Annotated in this window: 14 protein-coding genes and 1 tRNA gene; 10 read left to right on the top strand and 5 right to left on the bottom strand. The window is 68.3% G+C overall.

From position 1 onward, the window contains the following. Nucleotides 1-15 precede the first annotated feature (15 nt). Entirely contained in the window at nucleotides 16-1,260 is a 1,245-nt protein-coding gene (locus JL37_RS17730; RefSeq protein ID WP_043545881.1) for a PepSY domain-containing protein, read from the top strand. 109 nt (nucleotides 1,261-1,369) lie between these two features. On the opposite strand, the gene JL37_RS17725 is transcribed toward JL37_RS17730, so the two are convergent. Next, the gene (locus JL37_RS17725; RefSeq protein ID WP_043545880.1) at nucleotides 1,370-2,563 is read right to left on the bottom strand and encodes an acyl-CoA dehydrogenase; all 1,194 of its coding nucleotides are present in this window, start codon (nucleotides 2,561-2,563) and stop codon (nucleotides 1,370-1,372) included. Between the two features lie 132 nt (nucleotides 2,564-2,695). Next, a complete protein-coding gene (locus tag JL37_RS17720; protein WP_043546966.1) occupies nucleotides 2,696-4,378 on the bottom strand; it encodes a thiamine pyrophosphate-binding protein in 1,683 nt (560 codons plus the stop codon). Between the two features lie 187 nt (nucleotides 4,379-4,565). On the opposite strand from JL37_RS17720, the gene JL37_RS17715 reads away from it, so the two are divergent. The 4 genes from JL37_RS17715 to JL37_RS17700 all read left to right on the top strand — a co-directional run bounded on the left by JL37_RS17715 (nucleotide 4,566) and on the right by JL37_RS17700 (nucleotide 7,728). Next, on the top strand, nucleotides 4,566-5,471 hold the full coding sequence (locus JL37_RS17715; RefSeq protein ID WP_043545878.1) for a LysR substrate-binding domain-containing protein: 906 nt from the start codon (nucleotides 4,566-4,568) through the stop codon (nucleotides 5,469-5,471). A 19-nt stretch (nucleotides 5,472-5,490) separates the two neighbouring features. Continuing rightward, complete coding sequence (gene xerD, locus JL37_RS17710) at nucleotides 5,491-6,474, top strand: site-specific tyrosine recombinase XerD (RefSeq protein WP_043545877.1); 984 nt, start codon at nucleotides 5,491-5,493, stop codon at nucleotides 6,472-6,474. Nucleotides 6,475-6,522: 48 nt separating this feature from the next. Next, a complete protein-coding gene (gene ybaK / locus JL37_RS17705) occupies nucleotides 6,523-7,014 on the top strand; it encodes a Cys-tRNA(Pro) deacylase (protein WP_043545876.1) in 492 nt (163 codons plus the stop codon). Between the two features lie 135 nt (nucleotides 7,015-7,149). Beyond that, nucleotides 7,150-7,728: a DJ-1/PfpI family protein gene (locus JL37_RS17700; protein WP_043545875.1), complete on the top strand. Its 579-nt coding sequence runs from the start codon at nucleotides 7,150-7,152 to the stop codon at nucleotides 7,726-7,728. A 52-nt stretch (nucleotides 7,729-7,780) separates the two neighbouring features. Here the strand turns inward: JL37_RS17700 and adhP are convergent, their stop codons facing one another. Then, on the bottom strand, nucleotides 7,781-8,806 hold the full coding sequence (gene adhP / locus JL37_RS17695) for an alcohol dehydrogenase AdhP (RefSeq protein WP_043546965.1): 1,026 nt from the start codon (nucleotides 8,804-8,806) through the stop codon (nucleotides 7,781-7,783). 235 nt (nucleotides 8,807-9,041) lie between these two features. Between adhP and JL37_RS17690 the strand changes: the two genes are divergently transcribed. After that, nucleotides 9,042-9,428, top strand: a complete 387-nt coding sequence (locus tag JL37_RS17690; RefSeq protein ID WP_043545874.1) for a ribbon-helix-helix domain-containing protein — start codon at nucleotides 9,042-9,044, stop codon at nucleotides 9,426-9,428. Nucleotides 9,429-9,489: 61 nt separating this feature from the next. Here the strand turns inward: JL37_RS17690 and pbpG are convergent, their stop codons facing one another. Together pbpG and JL37_RS17680 are read right to left on the bottom strand one after the other, a co-directional pair. Beyond that, the gene (gene pbpG, locus JL37_RS30900; protein WP_043545872.1) at nucleotides 9,490-10,719 is read right to left on the bottom strand and encodes a D-alanyl-D-alanine endopeptidase; all 1,230 of its coding nucleotides are present in this window, start codon (nucleotides 10,717-10,719) and stop codon (nucleotides 9,490-9,492) included. Nucleotides 10,720-11,045: 326 nt separating this feature from the next. Further along, nucleotides 11,046-11,120, bottom strand: a tRNA-Arg gene (locus JL37_RS17680). 225 nt (nucleotides 11,121-11,345) lie between these two features. On the opposite strand from JL37_RS17680, the gene JL37_RS17675 reads away from it, so the two are divergent. The 4 genes from JL37_RS17675 to JL37_RS17665 all read left to right on the top strand — a co-directional run bounded on the left by JL37_RS17675 (nucleotide 11,346) and on the right by JL37_RS17665 (nucleotide 18,972). Further along, nucleotides 11,346-12,545: an MFS transporter gene (locus JL37_RS17675; protein WP_043545870.1), complete on the top strand. Its 1,200-nt coding sequence runs from the start codon at nucleotides 11,346-11,348 to the stop codon at nucleotides 12,543-12,545. A gap of 18 nt (nucleotides 12,546-12,563) precedes the next feature. Beyond that, nucleotides 12,564-12,725, top strand: a complete 162-nt coding sequence (locus tag JL37_RS30720) for a hypothetical protein (protein ID WP_197064627.1) — start codon at nucleotides 12,564-12,566, stop codon at nucleotides 12,723-12,725. 106 nt (nucleotides 12,726-12,831) lie between these two features. Beyond that, nucleotides 12,832-15,495 carry a PD-(D/E)XK nuclease family protein gene (locus JL37_RS17670; RefSeq protein ID WP_043545868.1) on the top strand — a complete coding sequence of 888 codons (2,664 nt, stop codon included), beginning with the start codon at nucleotides 12,832-12,834 and terminating at the stop codon, nucleotides 15,493-15,495. A 3-nt stretch (nucleotides 15,496-15,498) separates the two neighbouring features. Further along, the gene (locus tag JL37_RS17665) at nucleotides 15,499-18,972 is read left to right on the top strand and encodes an exodeoxyribonuclease V subunit beta (protein WP_043545867.1); all 3,474 of its coding nucleotides are present in this window, start codon (nucleotides 15,499-15,501) and stop codon (nucleotides 18,970-18,972) included. Nucleotides 18,973-19,814 lie beyond the last annotated feature (842 nt).

Below are 19,814 nucleotides of genomic sequence, written 5' to 3'. Positions count from 1 at the left end.
GCCGCGTTGCGACTCATGAGCGCCGGCCCGCGCCAGTTCTGGGTCCGCCTGCATCGCTGGGCGGGCTTGGCCACGGCCCTGTTCCTTTTCATAGCCGGCCTGACGGGCGCCGTTCTGGTGTTCGAGGAAGAGCTGGACGCGTGGCTCAATCCGGCCCTGATGCGAGCGGCGCCGCCTGCCGGCGGCGGCCCGATGATGGATCCGTACGCCTTGCGCGAGGCCGTGCAGCGGCAACTGCCCTGGGCCCGCGTCGATCAGTTGCCGCTGCGCCGCGAGCCGGGGCATTCGGTGTCGTTGCGCCTGGCGCCCAGGCTGGATGCGGCGAGCGGCCGGCCCTTGCCATTGGCCGCGACGCATGCCTATGTGGATCCCTATTCGGGCGCGGTCCTGGGCGTGCGCCAGGAAGGCAGGCTTTCCCTGGCGCGGCAGGATTTGATTCCGATGCTTTACCGCATCCATTGCGAGCTGGCGTTGCCGGGCATCTGGGGAAGGCTGCTCTTTGGCGTCATCGCCCTGGTCTGGACGCTGGATTGCTTCGCGGGCTTCTACCTGACCCTGCCCACGCGGGGCGCGCGGCGCGGCGGATTCTGGCGGGGATGGAAACCCGCCTGGCTGATCAAACGCGGGGCGGGCGCGGCGCGCATTACGCTGGACGTGCATCGGGCCTTCAGCCTGTGGCTATGGGCGCTGTTGCTGGTCTATGCCTGGTCCAGCGTCATGTTCAACCTGCGCGCCCAGGTGTACCAGCCGCTGATGTCGGCGATTCTTCCGTTCGATACGTCCTGGCGCGAGGCCCCCGTGCTGCCGCGTCCCATCGCCGAGCCGGGCCTGGACTGGCGCGAGGCCCACGCGGCCGCGCGCGCGGAAATGGCGGTCTTGGCGCGCGAACGCGGCTTCACGGTCGATGGCGAGGAAATGCTGATGCTGGATCGCCGCCGCGGGCTCTACGGTTATCTCGCGCATAGCGATGCGGACCTGCGCAGCCGGGTCGGCAACACGGGGATACTCATTGACGCGGCCAGCGGCGAGCGCCGCGGCATCTATCTGCCGACGCGCGGCGCGGCCGGCGACACGTTCAGCAATTGGCTGGGCGCGCTGCACATGGCGCACGTATTCGGCCTGCCTTATCGCCTGCTGGCCCTGGCGACGGGCCTGGCGGTGGCGGCCCTTTCGGTGACCGGCGTGATGATCTGGTGGCGCAAGCGCCGGGGAAGGCGGCGCCAACTTCCGGCGGCCTCGCGGATGCGCGTCACGCGCTAGCGCCATGGCTCCGTGGCGCGGTTCCACACGGCGCTATCCACGCAAAACGGCCCGGCAGATGCCGGGCCGTTTTCTGGCTGGCCGCGCCTGAGGGCGGCCGGCGGGGCGATCAATAGAAGGCCTGGAGGCCCGTTTGCGCGCGGCCCAGGATCAGGGCGTGCACGTCGTGGGTGCCTTCGTAGGTGTTGACCACTTCCAGGTTCACCAGGTGGCGGGCGACGCCGAACTCGTCGGAGATACCGTTGCCGCCGAGCATGTCGCGCGCCAGGCGGGCGATGTCCAGGGCCTTGCCGCAGGAGTTGCGCTTCATGATCGAGGTGATTTCCACGGCGGCGGTGCCTTCGTCCTTCATGCGGCCCAGGCGCAGGCAGCCTTGCAGGGCCAGCGTGATTTCGGTCTGCATGTCGGCCAGCTTCTTCTGGATCAGCTGGTTGGCGGCCAGCGGGCGGCCGAACTGCTTGCGGTCCAGGGTGTACTGGCGGGCGGTGTGCCAGCAGGCCTCGGCGGCGCCGACGGCGCCCCAGGCGATGCCGTAGCGGGCGGAGTTCAGGCAGGTGAACGGGCCCTTCAGGCCGGAAACGCCGGGCATCATCTGTTCATCGGACACTTCCACTTCGTCCATGACGATTTCGCCGGTGATCGAGGCGCGCAGGCCGACCTTGCCGTGGATGGCCGGGGCCGACAGGCCCTTCATGCCCTTTTCCAGGATGAATCCGCGGATCTTGCCGTCGAAGTCGCCGCCGACGCACTTGGCCCACACCACGAAGACATCGGCGATGGGGGAGTTGGTGATCCACATCTTGTTGCCGGTGAGCTTGTAGCCGTCGGCGGTCTTGACCGCGCGCGTTTCCATGCCGCCGGGGTCGGAGCCGTGGTTGGGCTCGGTCAGGCCGAAGCAGCCGATCCATTCGCCGCGGGCGAGCTTGGGCAGGTACTTCTGCTTTTGCGCTTCGCTGCCGAATTCGTTGATGGGAACCATCACCAGGGACGACTGCACGCTCATCATGGAGCGGTAGCCGGAGTCGATGCGTTCGACTTCGCGGGCGATCAGGCCGTAGCTGACGTAGTTCAGGCCGGCGCCGCCGTATTCGACGGGGATGGTGGCGCCCAGGAGGCCCAGTTCGCCCATTTCGGAGAAGATCGCCGGGTCGGTCTGTTCGTTGCGGAACGCGTTCAGCACGCGCGGAGCGAGCTTGTCCTGCGCATAGGCGTAGGCGGCGTCACGCACCATGCGTTCTTCTTCGGTCAGTTGCTGGTCCAGCAACAGGGGGTCTTGCCAGTGAAAGGAAGGATTCGAGGACATGCTGGGTCTCCGCTATGGATTTCCGTGTTCGGAATGCTAGAAAGTTTAAACCTAAAATAAATGGGACGGCAAGCCGCGGATTTCGCGGCGCGCGCCATGCGCGCCGCTGCCGCCTGCCGCGTTCCTGCCGTGTCAGTGCTGAGCCTTCAGGGCCGCGTCGCGGATCTTTTCCAGGGTCGTGGTCGGCGTGATGGTTTCCGGATCGATGAAGCAATGCAGGATCGCCGGCTTGCCGCTGGCCAGGGCGCGCTCGAAGGCCGGCCCGAACTGCTCGGTGGTCTCGACGCGTTCGCCGTGGCCGCCGAAGGCGCGCGCGTAGTCGGCGAAGTCCGGATTTTTCAGCGCGGTCGCGGAAACGCGGCCGGGGTAGTGCTTTTCCTGGTGCATGCGGATCGTGCCGTACATGCCGTTGTCCACCAGCACCACCACGATGGGCAGGTCGTACTGCACCGCCGTGGCGAATTCCTGGCCGTGCATCAGGAAGCAGCCGTCGCCGGCGAAGCACACGACCGTCTTGTCGGGCCAGACGCGCTTGGCGCCCACGGCTGCCGGCAGGCCGTAGCCCATCGAGCCCGAGGTGGGCGCCAACTGCGTGCCGTAGCGGGTGAAGCGGTGGAAGCGGTGCAGCCAGGTGGCGTAGTTGCCGGCGCCGTTGGTCATGATGGCGTCAGCGGGCAGCGTCTTTTCCAGGTAGGCCATGACCTGGCCCATCTGCAGCGCGCCGGGCGTCGTGACCGGGGCGGGATCGCTCCATTTCAGGTACGACTCGCGCATGGCCTGCGTGCCCTCGGCCCAGGCGGGCTTGGCGGGCGCCTTAAGGCCGGCAAGCGCCTGCGCGAACGCGGCGGGCGAGGTGTTGATGGCCAGCGTGGGGCGGTAGACGCGCGCCAGTTCGGCGGGGTCGGGATGCACGTGCACCAGCTTCTGCCTGGGCACGGGAATGTCCAGCAGGGTGTAGGCCTGGCTGGGGCTTTCCGACATGCGGCCGCCCACCAGCAGGACCAGGTCCGCCTCGGTGACGCGCTGGAGCAGGGCGGGATTGATGCCCAGGCCCACGTCGCCGATGAAGCAGGGGTGGTCGGCGGGGAACAGCATCTGGCGGCGGAACGACACCGCCGTGGGCAGGGCGTGGCGTTGCGCGAAATCGGCGAACTGCTGCACGGCGCGGGCGTCCCAGCGCGTGCCGCCCAGGATGGCGACCGGATTCCTGGCTTCCGCCAGCAGCTTTTCCAGGTCGGCCAGTTGCCCGGCGGAGGGGGCGGAATCGATCACTTCGTAACGGGGCGCGTCGGCGACCGCCGCCGCTTCGACCAGCATGTCTTCGGGCAGGGCGATGACGACGGGGCCCGGGCGGCCCGAGGTGGCAACGTGGAAGGCGCGGGAAATCAGTTCGGGAATCCGTTCGACCTGGTCGATCTCGGTGACCCACTTGGCCTGCGTGCCGAACACGGCGCGGTAGTCCATTTCCTGGAAGGCCTCGCGCTCGCGCATGCCGCGCTCGATCTGGCCGACGAACAGAATCAGCGGGGTGGAATCCTGCTTGGCGATATGCACGCCGGCCAGCGCGTTGGACGCGCCGGGGCCGCGGGTGACCATGCAGATGCCGGGTTCCCCGGTCAGCTTGCCGTGGGCGTCGGCCATCATGGCCGCGCCGCCTTCCTGGCGGCAGACCGTCACCTTGATGTCCGCGTCGTGCAGGCCGTCCAGCACCGCGAGGTAGCTTTCGCCGGGAACGCAGAAAACATGTTTGACGCCCTGCGCAACCAGCTGGTCGACCAGGATGTGACCGCCAAGGCGGGATTTTTGCTGGGACATGGGGGTGGTAGTCATGATGAGCCGAGGTTAGGACATCCGAGCATAATGTTCCTCGATCGCACAATGCAATTGATAAAATTGCACAATCTATTGACCCACCGGCACGACACGCCATGTTGCGCCGCGGCAAGCGCCGGGCCCTTGGGGGCACGGCGGCAAGCCTCGGCTGCGGCACGGTTCCCGCTCCATGAGAAACGGCATCCCCAATCTGAGCGCCCTGCAGGCGTTCGAAGCTTCGGCCCGCCTGGGCAGCTTTTCCCGCGCGGCCGAGGAACTGTCCCTGACGCACAGCGCGGTCTACCGGCAGGTCGCCAGCCTGGAGGCCCGCCTTGGGGTGCAGCTTTTCACCCGGGTGAGGCGGCGCATCGTGCTGACCGACCACGGGGCAGAGTACGCCGGCCGCATCCGGCACCATCTGGACCAGATCGAAAAAGACACGTTTGGCCTGGTCAGCCGGACCGGCATGGGGCGCAGCATCCATATTGCGGTGGTCCCCACCCTGGCGACGACGTGGCTGATTCCGCGCCTGGCCGATTTCCAGCGCGAGCACGGCGACATCACGGTCAGCCTGTCCGTGCGCACGCTGCCTTTCCAATTCAAGGACCAGCCCTTCGACGGCGCGCTCTACCACGGGGACGGATTGTGGCCCGGCACCCAGGGCGTGCTGCTCTTTCCCGAGCGCGAATTGGTGCCGGTATGCGCGCCCGAACTGGCCGAGCGCGCGTCCGAGCCCGGCGCCAGCGCGCTGGCAGGCATGACCCATCTGCACCTGGCCTCGCGGCCGGACGCCTGGCGCCAATGGTACGGCGCCAACGGCTGTCTGTACGGGCCCCAGGCCGCCGGAGGCCCGCGCTACGAACTCTTCACCATGGTGATGGCGGCGGTGCAAGCCGGGCTGGGCGTCGGGCTGATGCCGCGCTTCCTGGCGCAGCCGGCGCTGGACCAGGGCACGCTGGCGATGCCGGTGCCGCAGGCGCTGGCGGTCAGCCAGGGCTATTACTTCGGATATCCCCTGCGCAGCGAACGCTCCGAGGCGCTGAAGCTTTTCGAGAGCTGGCTGAAGGCCGCCGCCGCAGGCGTGGGCGGGCGTTGAGCCGTAGAATCCCTTCATCATGCCCGACACCCGATCGCCGCTGGCCTCGCAGGCCGACATCGACGCTTTCATCGACGCCGTATGGCTCGAGGACGGCCTGTCGGCCAATACCCTGGCCGCCTACCGGCGCGACCTGACCGGCTTTGCGCGCTGGCTGGAGGACCCGGAGGCCTATGCCCGTGAAATGGCCGACCGCCACGGCGATGCCGCGCACAGCCACGCGCTTCCCGCCGGGCCCGCGAAGGCCCTGCGCGAGGCCGGCAAGGGCGATATCGAGGCCTGGTTCGCCTTCCGCCATGAGGAAACGCGTGCGACCACCGCCAACCGCCGGCTTGCCGCGCTGCGCCGCTTCTATGCGTGGGCCCTGCGCGAACACCGTTGCGAGCGCGATCCCTGCCTGACCCTCGTCGCGGCCAAGCAGCCGCCGCGCATGCCCAAGACGCTCTCCGAGCAGCAGGTGGACGCGCTGCTGCGCGCGCCCGACCTGGACCAGGCCAGAGGCCTGCGCGACCGCGCCATGCTGGAAACCCTGTACGCGACCGGCTTGCGCGTATCCGAGCTGGTGGGAGTGCGCACGCTAGACGTGAGCCTGAACGAAGGCGTGGTGCGCGTGGTGTTGGGCAAGGGCGGCAAGGACAGGCTGGTGCCCCTGGGCGCGGAGGCGGCCCACTGGATCGACCGCTATCTGAAGACCGGGCGGCCGGAATTGCTGGCCGGCCGCGTCAGCGACGCGCTCTTCATCACGGGCCGGGCGGAACCGATGTCGCGCCAGGCCTTCTGGCAACTGGTCAAGAAATATGCGTTGCTGGCGGACGTCCGCGCGCCCCTGTCGCCGCACGTCTTGCGGCATGCCTTCGCCACGCACCTGCTGAACCACGGCGCGGACCTGCGCGTGGTGCAGATGCTGCTGGGCCACGCCGATATCTCCACCACGCAGATCTACACGCACGTCGCGCGCGAGCGCCTGAAGGCCTTGCACGCCGCGCATCACCCCCGCGGCTAGCCGCGCCGCGGCCATCCCCATTCATTCTTCAGCCGTACCGCATTTCCCATGAGCAAATCCCGCCACGTTTCAGAAACGCCCGCCACCCAGTTCCTCAAGCAGCACAAGGTGGCCTACACGGAACACACTTACGAATACGTCGACCACGGCGGCGCCGGCGAAGCCGCGCGCCAGCTGGGCCTGGACCCGCATGCGGTGGTCAAGACCCTGATCATGGAGGACGAGTCGGCCAAGCCCCTGATCATCGTCATGCATGGCGACCGGGAAGTCTCCACCAAGAACCTGGCCCGCCAGGCGGGCCTGAAAAAGGTCGAGCCCTGCAAGCCCGAGGTGGCGCAGCGCCATTCCGGCTACCAGGTAGGCGGCACGTCGCCATTCGGCACGCGCAAGAAGATGCCGGTCTGGGTGGAGGCGGAGATGCTGGACTATCCCGTGGTCTATATCAACGGCGGCCGGCGTGGCTACCTGATCGGGATCGATCCCAAGGTGCTGGTCGGCCTGCTGGGCGCAAAAACCGTGTCCGTCGCGCTGGAGCAGTAGCGCCGGGTCAAGCGTTTGCTGCGGTATCCCGCTACCACCTCCATGGTCCAGGGCGGCGCCACAATAGGGCTGCAAAAACCGGAACCCGGCTTCCCGGGTGCTGAACCGGTATCCCGCCATCCCTAGGAGACCCTCATGAGCAAGCGCTTGTTGATGCTGGTCGGCGACTACGCCGAAGACTACGAAACCATGGTGCCGTACCAGACCCTGCTGGCGGTCGGGCACACGGTGCATGCGGTATGCCCGGACAAGAAGGCCGGGGATACCGTGGCCACGGCCATCCATGATTTCGAAGGTGGGCAGACCTATACCGAAAAACGCGGCCACAATTTCGCGCTCAATTACGATTTCGACCGCGTCGAACCTTCCTCCTACGACGGCCTGGTCATCCCGGGCGGGCGCGCGCCGGAGTATCTGCGGCTGAACGAAAAGGTGCTGGACATCGTGCGCGCCTTCGACCAGGCCGGGAAGCCCATCGCCGCGGTGTGCCACGGAGCGCAGCTGCTGGCCGCGGCCGGGATACTGAAGGGGCGCACGTGCTCGGCGTATCCGGCGTGCGCGCCGGAGGTCCGCCTGGCCGGCGGCACCTACGCCGAGATCGGGATCGACCAGGCCTATACCGACGGCAATCTGGTGACGGCGCCCGCATGGCCCGCGCATCCGGCCTGGATGTCGCAATTCCTGGCGGTGCTGGGCACCAAGATCGTGCCCTGAGGCCGGAGGCGGGACGCGGCGGCGCTTTTGACTTGCCTGCCGCCCAGCGCGCTCAGGCGAAATCGAGCACGATGCGGCCCTCGATCTGGCCGCGGCGCATGCGGTCGAAAACGTCGTTGATGTTTTCCAGGCTTTCGGTGGCGACGGTGGCATGCACCTTGCCCTCTTCGGCGAACTGCAGGGACTCCTGCAGGTCCAGCCGTGAGCCGACGATCGAGCCGCGCACGGTGATGCCGTTGAGCACCATGTCGAAGATCGACAGCGGAAAGTCGCCCGGGGGCAGGCCGTTGAGCGCCACGGTTCCGCCGCGCCGCACCATGCCCAGCGCCTGCTCGAACGCCTTGGGCGATACCGCCGTAATCAGCGCGCCATGCGCGCCGCCGATCTCGCGCTTCAGGTAGGCGGCTGGATCCGTCGTCCTGGCGTTGACCGTGACTTCCGCGCCCAGGCGGCGGGCGAAGTCCAGCTTGCCATCGTCGATGTCCACCGCCGCGACGTTCAGGCCCATGGCCTTCGCATATTGCACGGCCATGTGGCCCAGCCCGCCGATGCCGGAGATCACCACCCAGTTGCCGGGGCGGGTGTCCGTCATCTTCAGCCCCTTGTAGACGGTGACGCCGGCGCACAGCACGGGCGCGATATCGACGAAACCGACGTTCTTGGGCAGCAGGCCCACGTAGTCCGCGGCGGCCAGCGCATATTCGGCAAAGCCGCCGTTCACGGAATAGCCCGCGTTCTGCTGCTGTTCGCACAGGGTTTCCCAGCCGCCCAGGCAATGCTCGCAGTGCCCGCAGGCGGAATAGAGCCAGGGAATGCCGACGCGGTCGCCTTCCTTCACATGGGTGACGCCGGAGCCCACCGCCACGACGTGGCCGACGCCTTCGTGCCCGGGGATGAATGGCGGATTGGGCTTGACGGGCCAGTCGCCCTCGACGGCGTGCAAATCGGTGTGGCACACGCCGCAGGCTTCGATTTTCACCAGGAGTTCGCCCGGACCCGGGCGCGGCACCGCGACTTCTTCGATTGCGAGGGGCTTGCCGAATGCTCGTGCAACCGCTGCTTTCATGGTTTTTTCCATCACTACCTCCGAAGTCAGATCACTCTTGATATCCTCGAACGCGTGCGTTTTCCCGACCATGATTTATATCAACGGGCGGGGAAAGGCGGCAGGCCGGAAACGTGTGGTTTCAGAATGGGCGGGAGGCGGCGGCGCGCGCCGCGCCGCCTTGCCGCGGCGCGGCCAAACGGCGTACAGTGAGCCGTAGGCGTCCCGGCCCGGGCAAGCGCCTTGCCCCAGAGCTCCAGGATCTCCCATGTGTGAAATCTTCATCCGCGCCAGCGAGCAGTCCTACACTCCTGAAACCCGTTCCCTGCGCCTGCATGGCGTGGCCACCAGCCTGCGGCTTGAACGGCTGTTCTGGCAGGTCCTGGAAGAGATCGCGGGCCGCGACGGGATGCGCGTGACGCAGCTGATCGAACGCCTGTACGACGAACTGGTCGAGTACCGCGGCGAGGCCGCCAATTTCACTTCTTTCCTGCGCGTGTGCTGCCTGCGCTACCAGCTATTGCAGGCCGAGGGCAGGATCCCTCTGGACGCCGCCGTGCCGATCCGCTCGCTCAATGCCCAGGCCGTGCTGGAAGGGCTGCCTCCCTCGCTGTACGACACGCAGCCGCTGCGGCCCAAGCGCCGGGCGGCGTAAAAGAAAAAAGCCCGACGTATCGGGCCTTTTTCGCAGGGGAGCAGCGTAGCGAGGCGGGCGTTCAACCGCCGGACTGGATCGACGCCAGCGCCACTTCGCTTTGCACGATGCGGCGGATGCGCACGGCATCGCCGATGCGCGAGAGCTTGCCTTGCGAATCCAGCAGCACGATGGCCAGGTCGCGGCCGTTGATGCGGGCCAGCATCACCAGGCATTCGCCGGCTTCGTTGATGTAGCCGGTCTTGGAGACCTTGATGTCCCAGTCGGGCTTGCGCACCAGCAGGTTCGTGTTGCGGAAGGTCTGTGTGCGGTTGTTGATCTCGACCTCGTACTCGGTGTCGGTGGAGTAGCGGTGGATCAGCGGGCGCTGGGAGGCGGCGCGCAGCAGGCGGGCCAGATCGTGCGGCGACGATACGTTGTCGCTGGACAGGCCGGTGGGTTCGATGAAGTGCGTGCTGGTCATGCCCAGCGCCCGCGCCTTGGCGTTCATGGCGGCCACGAAGGCGGGCAGGCCGCCCGGATAGTGGCGGCCCAGCGCATTGGCAGCGCGGTTTTCCGAAGACATCAGGGCCAGGTGCAGCATGTCGCCGCGAGACAGCTTGGTGCCCACGCGCAGGCGCGAGGTGGTGTGCTTGAGGCCGTCGACGTCGTCATCGGTGATTTCCAGCATTTCGTCCATGGGCAGGTTCGCGTCCACCACGACGACGGCGGTCATCAGCTTCGAGATGGAAGCGATGGGACGCACGACGTTTTCGTTCTTGGCGAAGATGACCGTGGAGGTTTCCAGGTCTTGCACATAGGCGGTGCTGGAGCGCAGGGCCGCGGCCTCGGCGCGCACCGACGAGGCGGGCGGCGGCATGGCCGCCGCGCTTGCCGCGGCGGCGGCGCGTTGCGCGCGCGACGGCTTGTTCGGCTTGCCGCCCTTGCCCGCGGCGCCCTTCTTGGAGGGAGTGCCCCTCGCGGCGACCTGCTTGCCGCCCTTGCCGCTCTTGGGGGCGGCGGCCTTCTTGCCGGAGGAAGATTTGGGCGGGGCCTTCTTGGCGGAGGATGGGGCGGCCTTTTTTGCGGAAGGAGCGGCCTTCTTGCCCGCCGAAGCGGTCTGTTTACCGGATGCGGCCTTGGGGGCCGGCGCCTTCTTGGCTTGCTGCGCCTTGCAGGCCGACGACTTGGCGTTGGTCTTGCAGGGATCGGAATTCTTGGCCGCTTGCGCGGCGGGGGGCAGGAGCGCGCACATCGCCAGCGCCACAGGCGCTATCGCGTTCGCAATCGCACGTTTCCAGGAAAATGCCATGGTTTGAGCAGGCTTGTCAGTCTGTGAAGAAATGTTTCTTAAGCCGGCGTTCTGTCGGGCCAGGAAAAGTCCAGATGAATTAGAGGCTTACGCGTCGAATTTAAACAGCAATTTCAAGTGATGCGCAAGACGATTCGCTATCATCGCTCAAAAAAATATCGGTGACGTATTGACGTGGCTTCAATTCGTCACAAGACGCGTCGCCAGAAGCTAACGGCCCCAGCCGCGTGAGCGTAGCCCGGATTAACCCTCATCTGGCTGAATATGGGGAGCGCGTGCCTGGAAAAACAGGGGAAGGAAGTGGGCATCGGAACCGATGCCGGAGGTGGCCTCGCCGGGTGGAATCGAACCACCAATTGACCCTTAGGAGGGGCCGGTTATATCCATTTAACTACGGCGAGGCGTTGCAAACCGACCGGGCGAGCCGCCGGGAACCTGGATTCGTCGGCGCAGCCCATGGATTTGAGACCAGGATTCTAGCATCTGGCGCAGGCTGGAATGGCCCTTCGGCCCGGCCGGGTTGGGGGGAGGCCATCGGGGACTTGTATATGATGTATGGATCCGGCCCCTGAACCGGACCGCTCCGAGGAGGGGGCGGAAACCCAAAAACAACGAGACACGGGTTCATGTCTAGCCAATCCGATACGATTTCCATGCGCACCATTGTGCTCGGCACGCTGGTCGTGCTGCTTGCCATGGGCGTGCGCGCCACCTTCGGCCTGTTCATGCAGCCTATGGGCCTGGCCCAGGGTTGGGGCCGCGAGGTTTTTTCCATGGCTTTCGCGCTGCAGAACCTGGTGTGGGGCGTGGCCTGTATCTTCATGGGCATCCTGGCCGACCGTTACGGCTCCGGCCGCACGATTGCCCTGGGCGCGGTGCTGTATATGCTGGGCATGATCGGCACCCGGTTCGCCACGGACGAAACCACGCTCTACCTGACTGCCGGCGTGCTGGTCGGCCTGGGGCAGGCGGGCACGACCTTCCCGGTGATCCTGCCCGTCGTGGCGCGTTCGGTGCCGCCCGCCTACCGCAGCACGGCCATGGGCATCGCCAGCGCTGGCGGCTCGATGGGGCAGTTCGCCATCGTGCCCACCGGCCAGATGCTGATCAGCGGCCTGGACTGGACCGGCGCCTTGTGGGTGCTGTCGCTGTTCGTCGCCTGCGGCGCTCCGCTGGCCTATTTCCTTCGCGGCCGGCCGCAGGTCCATGCGGGCCCGCAGCAGTCGCTGGCTTCCGCGGTCAAGCAGGCCGTGCGCCATCCCTCGTTCCATTTCCTGTTCTGGAGTTACTTCGTCTGCGGCTTCCACACGGCCTTCATCACGCTGCACCTGCCGGCATACGTTACCGACGGCGGCCTGACGGCGGGGCAGGGCGCCACGGCCATCGCGCTGATCGGGCTGTTCAACGTGCTGGGTTCGTTCTACGCCGGCAAGCTGGGCGGCAAGTACAGCAAGAAGCGCCTGCTTGCGGGGGTGTACGGCATGCGCGCATTCGGCATCCTGCTGTTGCTGTGGATGCCGCTGTCGCCCTGGGTGCTGTATGCCTTCGCCGCCTGGATGGGCCTGTTCTGGCTGGGCACCGTGCCGCTCACGCAGGGGCTGATCGGGCAGATCTACGGCCTGCGCTACGCGGCGACCCTCTCCGGCATCGTTTTCCTGGGCCACCAGATCGGCAGTTTCATCGGGGTCTGGCTGGGCGGATACGCCTACGCCAAGACCGGCAACTACGACCTGGTGTGGTGGCTGGGGGTGGCGCTGGCCATCATGGCCGCGCTGCTGTGCCTGCCCGTCCGGGAGCAGCCGGTGGCCCAGCCGGTTCCCGCCTGACGCCTGCAAGGAGCCGCGATGACGCCCCAGCCCTCCGCCACGCCTGCCGCCCGCCGCAGCCGCTGGCGCGTGGCCGGCGCGCTGGTCCTCGTGGCCGTGCTGGGGCTGGCGTTCTGGGGCTACACCACGCCCGAGATGCAGATCCATTGGGAAAACCTGGCGGCGCTCTGCGGCTTCTAGCGCGAACCCGCGGCCCGTCCATTTTCCGCCGCCGGCTCGCGGTATCCTACGGCGGTGTTTTTCTCCGTCATAGCCGCGCCGCCTCCGGCGGGCGTTCTGGGTGCCCATGCAGGACACATCGCCTTCCTATCCCGACCTATCGCTGCCGGATATCGGCGGCATGCCCGCCGCCGACACGCTGGTGCTGACGGTGAACAACCGTCTCTCGCGCCGGATGACGCTGGAGCTGGCCGGCCTGTTGCGCCAGGAGCGTCAGGTCAGCGAGCTGCCGCGCATCCTGCCGCTTTCCGCGTGGCTGGCCGAGTCGGCCAATGAACTCGCGTTCGAAGCGGATGACGGCGTGCCGGCCTACCGGCTCGACAGTTTCGCCACCCAACTTGTGTGGACCGAGGCGATCAGGGCGGAAGAGGCCGAGCGCGTCCTGCTGGACGCCAGTCAGGCCGCGCGCCTGGCCATGGACGCGGACCTGCTCATGGATGAATGGGACCTCCGCGTGCCTTCCGGCGCCGATACCGATGAATACCGCGGTTTCGCGAAGTGGCGCGAACGCTATCGCCGCACGCTGGAGGGCATCGACGCAGAGGACGCCAACCAAGGCTATGCGCGCGTGCTGGATGCGTTGGAACAAGGGCGCCTGGCCACTCCCCGCCAACTGGTGCTGGCGGGCTTCACGGACCTGTCGCCGCGTTTCCGGAGGCTGCTGCAGGCCTTCGAGGCGCAGGGCACCGAGGTTGCGCAGTGGCGCGACGCGCAACGGGCCGAGTCCATCGCGCGCCGGTACGTGGCGGCGGACCAGGGGGCGGAGTGGCGCGCCGCGGCCGCCTGGGCGGCCAGCTGCCTGAAGGCGCACCCTCATGGCCGCTATGCCATCGTCTCGCCCCAGCTCGAAGCCGAATCGCCTTTCGCCCGGCGGGTGTTGAGCCAGGCCCTGGCCGGCCATGGCGGCGAGCCCGCCCATGCCTTCAACGTCGCCGTCGGCCGGCCGCTGAACGAATGGCCGATGGCGCGCGCCGCCTTGGCCTGGTTGCGCGCCCTGGCCGAATGCGCGGCGGGCAAGGGCTGCGGCGTGGAGGTCCTGGGCGCGGCCCTGCTCGCCGGACACTGCGCGGGCGACGTGCGTGACCGCGCCCGCCTCGCTGCCATCGACGCGCGCTGGCGTCGGCAGGCGCGCCTGCACGTGAGTCCGCAGGAGTGGCGCAAGCTGCTGGCCGATACGCCGCTGCTGGCGCAGGCCTGGAACCAGGCGCTGGAAATCTGGACGCAGGGCGGCCGCCAGGCCACTTGCGATGTCTGGATGCTGCGCATGAAGGCCGCCTTGACGGCGCTGGGCTTCCCCGGCGAAGCCGTGCTCGACAGCGTGGGCTATCAAGTGATGGGCGCGCTGGGCGACGCGCTGGGCAGTTTTTCCGCCCTGGCGCCGGCCGCCGGCCGCCTGGGCGGACTGGCGGCCGTGAAACTGCTGGAAAGCGTGGCGCGGTCCGCGTCGTTCCAACCGCAGCGCGATCCGCTGGCCCGTCTTGACGTGCTGGGCCTGCTGGAGGCGGAGGGCGGCTACTGGGACGGTGTCTGGATCCTGGGCCTTACGGACGACGTCCTGCCCGCGTCGCCCAAGCCCAATCCGCTGCTGCCCCTGGCCGTGCTGCGCCAGGCCAAGGCGCCGCGCGCCACGCCCGAGCGCGAGCGCGAATGGGCGGAAGGCATGTACGCCGCGATGTGCCGCTGCGCGCCCGACATCATCGTCAGCCACGCGCACATGGACGGCGAACGCGAATTGCGTCCGTCTCCCCTGATCGCTTCCGCCGCGCTGGCGGAATGGGCGCCGCCCGCGGCTGCGGAGGTGGCGTCGCTGCCGCAGGAGTCGCTGGACGACACTCAAGGGCCGCCGCTGGCCGCGGGCAACCGGGGAGGCGGCGGCCTCGACGTGCTCGACACCCAAGCCCGCAACCCCTTGTGGGCGTTCGTGCGGCATCGTTTGGGCGGCCGCGAACTGGCGCCCTATGCGGACGCCGCCACGGTGAACGTGCGCGGCCAGTTCCTGCACAAGGCCCTGGAGCTGACGTGGGGCATGATGCCCGACCAGGAGGCCTTGCATGAAGTCATGGCGGAGGGGCGTTTGCCTGCCTTGCTGGAGCAGGCGGTAGCGCAGGCCGCGGACGAAGAGCTGCAGGATTACGCGCCGGCGCTGAAGGCGCTGGAATGCCAGCGCGCCCGGGCGGTGCTGGCGTCATGGCTGGACATGGAGGCGCAGCGCCTGCCGTTCGCCGTGGCCCAGGTGGAAAAGAGCCATCAGTGGCAGCGCGGCGCGCTCACCCTGAAGTTGAGGCTGGACCGCATCGACAGCCTGGACGATGGCCGCAACGTGATCGTGGATTACAAGACCGGCGTCGCCGCGGCCAAGCCCGAGCCGGACTGGTCGCGCAGCCGCCCCGTGAACGTGCAGTTGCCGTTCTATGCCTCGGTGCTGGCGGATGCCGCCGGCGGCGACGTGGCGGGGCTGGTCCTGGCGCAGGTCCATGCACGGCAGGTCGCCGCGCAAGGCCTGGCCGACGAGGACCTCGGCATGCCTGGCGTCACCCTGGCCAGCGAGAGCAAGTATTTCGACGGCCTGTCGTGGCCGCAGATACGCGAGCGCTGGCGCGTGGCGATCGAGGCGCTGGCCGACGAATACGTCGCGGGATATGCGGCCAACGTGGCCTATCGCCGGGACGACCTGAAATACTGCGATGCATTGCCGTTCCTGCGTTTGCATCTGGACGACGAGGACGCATGAGCCATGGCTGAACAAGAGCGCTTGCCGCACGATCACGCCGCGCGCGCCGCCGCGCTGGACCCGACACGCTCGTTCCTGGTGCAGGCGCCGGCAGGGTCGGGCAAGACCGAATTGCTGACGGACCGGATACTGGCGCTATTGGCCACGGTGAACCGCCCGGAAGAAATCGTCGCCATCACCTTTACGCGGAAGGCCGCCTCCGAGATGCACGCGCGCGTGCTCAGCAAGCTGCGCCGCGGCCTGGAGGGGCCGCCCGAGGCCATGCACGAGCGCCGCAGCTGGGAGCTTGCCCGCGCCGCGCTCGCGCGCAACGCGGAGCAGGGCTGGCACCTGCTTGAACATCCGGCGCGCCTGGCGATCCGCACCATCGACTCCTTCTGCGCGGGGTTGGTGCGCAGTATGCCCTGGCTGTCGGAGCTGGGCGGCATGCCCGAGATCACCGACGATGCGCGCGCCCACTACGAGGCCGCCGCGCGCGCCACGCTGGAGCTGGCTGACGACTACGAGGCCGTGCGCATCCTGCTCAAGCACCTGGACGTGGACGTGCAGGCGGCCAAGGAGGCCATTGCCGACATGCTGGGGCAACGCGACCAGTGGCTGCCGCTGCTGCGCCACGGATCCGACCGCGAAGCGATGGAAGCCACGCTGGCCGAGGCCATCGGCGAAGACCTGGACGCGCTCTGCGCGGCCATGCCCCATGGCTGGGCCGACGCGCTCTGCGGTCCGGCCCGGCTCGCCGCCGCCCATCTGCAGGACGGCGAAGATGAGAACAAGCTGCTGGCGCTGCTGGACTGGACCGAGGAGCTGCTGCCCGATGCCGGGATGCTTGAGCAATGGCAGGCCGTGGCGCACCTGCTGCTGACCGGCACCGGCACCTTGCGCAAGACCGTCAACAAGAACCTGGGCTTCCCGGCCAAGTGCGCGCACAAGGAACCCTTCGTGGCCTGGCTGGAAGCCGCCGACGCCGAGGCGCCCTGGGTGCGCCGCCTTCATGCTGCGCGCGACATTCCCGCGCCGCATTTCACCGACGCGCAATGGGAAGTGCTGGGGGCGCAGCTCATGACCCTGGCGTTGGCGGTGGCGCAGTTGCGGCTGCGTTTCGCCGATACCGGCGAAGTGGATTTCATCGAGATCGCCCAGCGCGCCGCGGCCGCCCTGGGCAGCGCCGACGATCCGGGCGAGCTCCTCCTGAAGCTGGACGCATCGATCCGCCACCTGCTCATCGACGAGTTCCAGGACACCAGCCAGACCCAGCTGGACCTGTTGCGCACGCTGACCTCCGGCTGGCAGGCCGGCGACGGCCGCAGCCTGTTCCTGGTGGGCGATCCCATGCAATCCATCTACCGTTTCCGCAAGGCGGAGGTGGGGCTGTTCCTTGAAGTGGCCGAGATCGGCGTGGGCGAATTGCAGCCCGATTTCCTCAACCTGACCGACAACTTCCGTTCGCAGGCCGGCATCGTGGATTGGGTGAACCGCTCGTTCGCGGAATTGCTGCCCAGGCGCAGCGACGCCGCGGCGGGCGCCATCGCCTACAGCCCCTCCACCGCCTTTCACGATGCGCTGCCGGAACCGGCCGTGCGATTCCACCCCGCCTGGTCGCGCGAGGGCTCGGCGCCGGCGGAAGAGCAAGCCGAGGATATCGCGGTAGGCCTGGTGCGCCAGGCGCTGATCGACCACAAGGGCGCCAGGCATCCGGTCGCGGTGCTGGTGCGGGCGCGTAGCCATCTGGGCAGCCTGACTCGCAGGCTGGCGCAGGAAGGGATCCGCTGCCGCGCGGTGGACCTGGTGCCGCTGGCGTTGCGGCCGGTGGTCGCGGATCTGGTGCAATTGGTGCGGGCCCTGTCGCATCCCGGCGACCGCCTGGCCTGGCTTTCTGTGTTGCGCGCGCCGTATTGCGGCCTGACGCTGACGTCCCTGCAGCGCCTGTTCGGCGACGATCACATCACCCCGGTGCCGGTCCTGCTGGAACGCGCCTTGCGCATCGCGCCGCGGGCCCTGGCGCCCGCGGCCGGCTCCGGGCCGCAGGGCAGCCTGTTCGATTCGGCGTCCGACGAACCCGATGCGCACGAGGCGCCGTCCGCGCACGAGGCGCCGTCCGCGCAGGATGCGCTTGGCGCGGACGAGTTCGCGCGCCTGCGCCAGGTGGCGGCCATCCTGCTGGACAAGCGCAACGTCTCGGGCGCGATGCCGTTCGCGGCCTGGGTGGAGTCGCTGTGGCGCCGCCTGGGCGGGCCGGCCCTGTATTCCGGCGTATCGGTGTCCAACGACGCGGAAAGCCTGTTCCAGCTGGTGGAGCGCCTGGCCCCGCACGGCGCCATCGATCCGGCCGCGCTGGACGCCGGAATCGCGCGCCTTTTCGCGGCGCCGGACGCTGCGGACGAGGACGAGGGCGCGGTCGAGATCATGACCATGCACAAGTCCAAGGGCCTGCAATTCGAAACGGTCATTCTGTACGGTCTGCACCGCGCGCCGCGCGGAGACCAGGCGCCGCTCGTGCGCTTCGAGCAAAGCGGGGGGCGCGTGCTGTTCGGTCCGGTCAAGCCGCGCGCGGAAACCGAGGCCGACCCGGTGTCGCGTTACCTGGGCGCGCGCGAGGCGCGGCGGGCCTCGTACGAGGTCGACCGGCTGCTTTACGTCGCGGCGACGCGGGCGCGCAAGCGCCTGCACCTCGTGGGCCACCTGTCGGTGGACGAGGCAAGCGGCCAGGTCAAGGCGCCGCCATCGGCCAGCCTGCTGGGACGGCTGTGGCCGTGCCTCGATGTGCCCGTCCCGCCAGCGCTGGACGGCGAGGCCGCGCCCGAGGCCGACGACGGCCCTGAATGGCAGGGCGAGCCCCTGCGACGCGTGGACGGCGCCGGGCTGGCGCAGTTGTCGCGCCTGGCGGACGAAATCGCCAGCCCCGGCTTCGCCACCGCGTCGCGCGGCGTGTGGGGCGAGGGCGGCGAGCACCCCGCCTGGCAATTGGAAGCCGGCTACGACGCGGCCATCGGCACCCTGGCCCACGCCTGGCTGGCCCGTATCGGCCAGGACGGTGTGGACACCTGGCCGGCGGCGGTCCTGGCGGAACGCCTGCCCGCCATCCGCCGCCAGCTGACCCGGGCCGGCATCCCGGCAAGCCAGGCGGATGCGGCATCGGAAGCCGTGCTGGAAACGCTGCAAGCCACCCTGGCCGACGAGCGCGGCCTATGGCTGCTGTCGCAGTCCGGCGCGCGCCGCGAGTGGCCCTTGATCGACGCCGCGGGCAAGGTGTCCGTGATCGACTTGGCGCTCAGCACCGAAGACGGCTGGCTCATCGTCGACTACAAAACCGGCCGCCCGCACCCAGGCGAATCGCCGGAAGCCTTCGCCCAACGCATGCGTCAACGGCACGGCGAGCAACTGCTGCGCTATTGCACCCAAGTCACCGCCCTGGACGGCCGCAAGGCGAGGGCGGCGCTGTACTTCCCGAGGGCCAGGGCCTGGATCGATTTGAGGTAGCGAGGGGAGGGGGGAGTAAGCGCCAGATACCCCTACGAGACGGTGGCGCGAGTGGAGGGCTGCCTGGCCGGGTGTCTGACACCCGCACCCCGTGTCTGACACCCGGCGAGAGCTGTGTGGGTTTGGAAGTGCGTCTCGTAGGGGTGTCAGACACTAGCAATGCCGAGTGTCAGACACCCGTACGAGACGGCGGCGCGAGCCGAAGGCTGCCTGGCCGGGTGTCTGACACCCGCACCCCGTGCCTGACACCCGGCGAGAGTTGTGTGGGTTTGGAAGGGCATCTCGTAGGGGTGTCAGACACTAGCAATGCCGAGTGTCAGACACCCCTACGAGACGGCGGCGCGAGCCGAAGGCTGCCTGGCGGGGTGTCTGACACCCACACCCCGTGTCTGACACCCCGCGAGAGCTGTGTTGGTTTGGAAGTGCGTCGCGTAGGGGTGTCAGACACTAGCAATGCCGAGTGCCAGACACCCGTACGAGACGGTGGCGCGAGTGGAGGCTGCCTGGCCGGGTGTCTGACACCCGCACCCCGTGTCTGACACCCGGCGAGAGCTGTGTGGGTTTGGAAGTGCGTCTCGTAGGGGTGTCAGACACTAGCAATGCCGAGTGTCAGACACCCGTACGAGACGGCGGCGCGAGCCGAAGGCTGCCTGGCCGGGTGTCTGACACCCGCACCCCGTGCCTGACACCCGGCGAGAGCTGTGTGGGTTTGGAAGTGCGTCTCGTAGGGGTGTCAGACACTAGCAATGCCGAGTGTCAGACACCCGTACGAGACGGCGGCGCGAGTGGAAGGCTGCCTGGCCGGGTGTCTGACACCCGCACCCCGTGCCTGACACCCGGCG

This window comes from Achromobacter sp. RTa (assembly GCF_000757485.1).
Classification (GTDB): Bacteria; Pseudomonadota; Gammaproteobacteria; order Burkholderiales; family Burkholderiaceae_B; genus Achromobacter.
The sequence above is the reverse complement of the archived record's forward strand: the minus strand, read 5'-3'. Positions and strand labels throughout refer to the sequence as shown.

Coding starts and splice junctions, on each gene's coding strand:
- ybaK (WP_043545876.1), top strand. CDS start 6,523: ATGAGCAAATCCCGCCACGTTTCAGAAACGCCCGCCACCCAGTTCCTC.
- JL37_RS17720 (WP_043546966.1), bottom strand. CDS start 4,378: ATGTCCCAGCAAAAATCCCGCCTTGGCGGTCACATCCTGGTCGACCAG.
- JL37_RS17690 (WP_043545874.1), top strand. CDS start 9,042: ATGTGTGAAATCTTCATCCGCGCCAGCGAGCAGTCCTACACTCCTGAA.
- pbpG (WP_043545872.1), bottom strand. CDS start 10,719: ATGGCATTTTCCTGGAAACGTGCGATTGCGAACGCGATAGCGCCTGTG.
- JL37_RS17670 (WP_043545868.1), top strand. CDS start 12,832: ATGCAGGACACATCGCCTTCCTATCCCGACCTATCGCTGCCGGATATC.
- JL37_RS17725 (WP_043545880.1), bottom strand. CDS start 2,563: ATGTCCTCGAATCCTTCCTTTCACTGGCAAGACCCCCTGTTGCTGGAC.
- JL37_RS17665 (WP_043545867.1), top strand. CDS start 15,499: ATGGCTGAACAAGAGCGCTTGCCGCACGATCACGCCGCGCGCGCCGCC.
- JL37_RS17730 (WP_043545881.1), top strand. CDS start 16: ATGAGCGCCGGCCCGCGCCAGTTCTGGGTCCGCCTGCATCGCTGGGCG.
- JL37_RS30720 (WP_197064627.1), top strand. CDS start 12,564: ATGACGCCCCAGCCCTCCGCCACGCCTGCCGCCCGCCGCAGCCGCTGG.
- JL37_RS17715 (WP_043545878.1), top strand. CDS start 4,566: ATGAGAAACGGCATCCCCAATCTGAGCGCCCTGCAGGCGTTCGAAGCT.
- xerD (WP_043545877.1), top strand. CDS start 5,491: ATGCCCGACACCCGATCGCCGCTGGCCTCGCAGGCCGACATCGACGCT.
- JL37_RS17675 (WP_043545870.1), top strand. CDS start 11,346: ATGTCTAGCCAATCCGATACGATTTCCATGCGCACCATTGTGCTCGGC.
- adhP (WP_043546965.1), bottom strand. CDS start 8,806: ATGGAAAAAACCATGAAAGCAGCGGTTGCACGAGCATTCGGCAAGCCC.
- JL37_RS17700 (WP_043545875.1), top strand. CDS start 7,150: ATGAGCAAGCGCTTGTTGATGCTGGTCGGCGACTACGCCGAAGACTAC.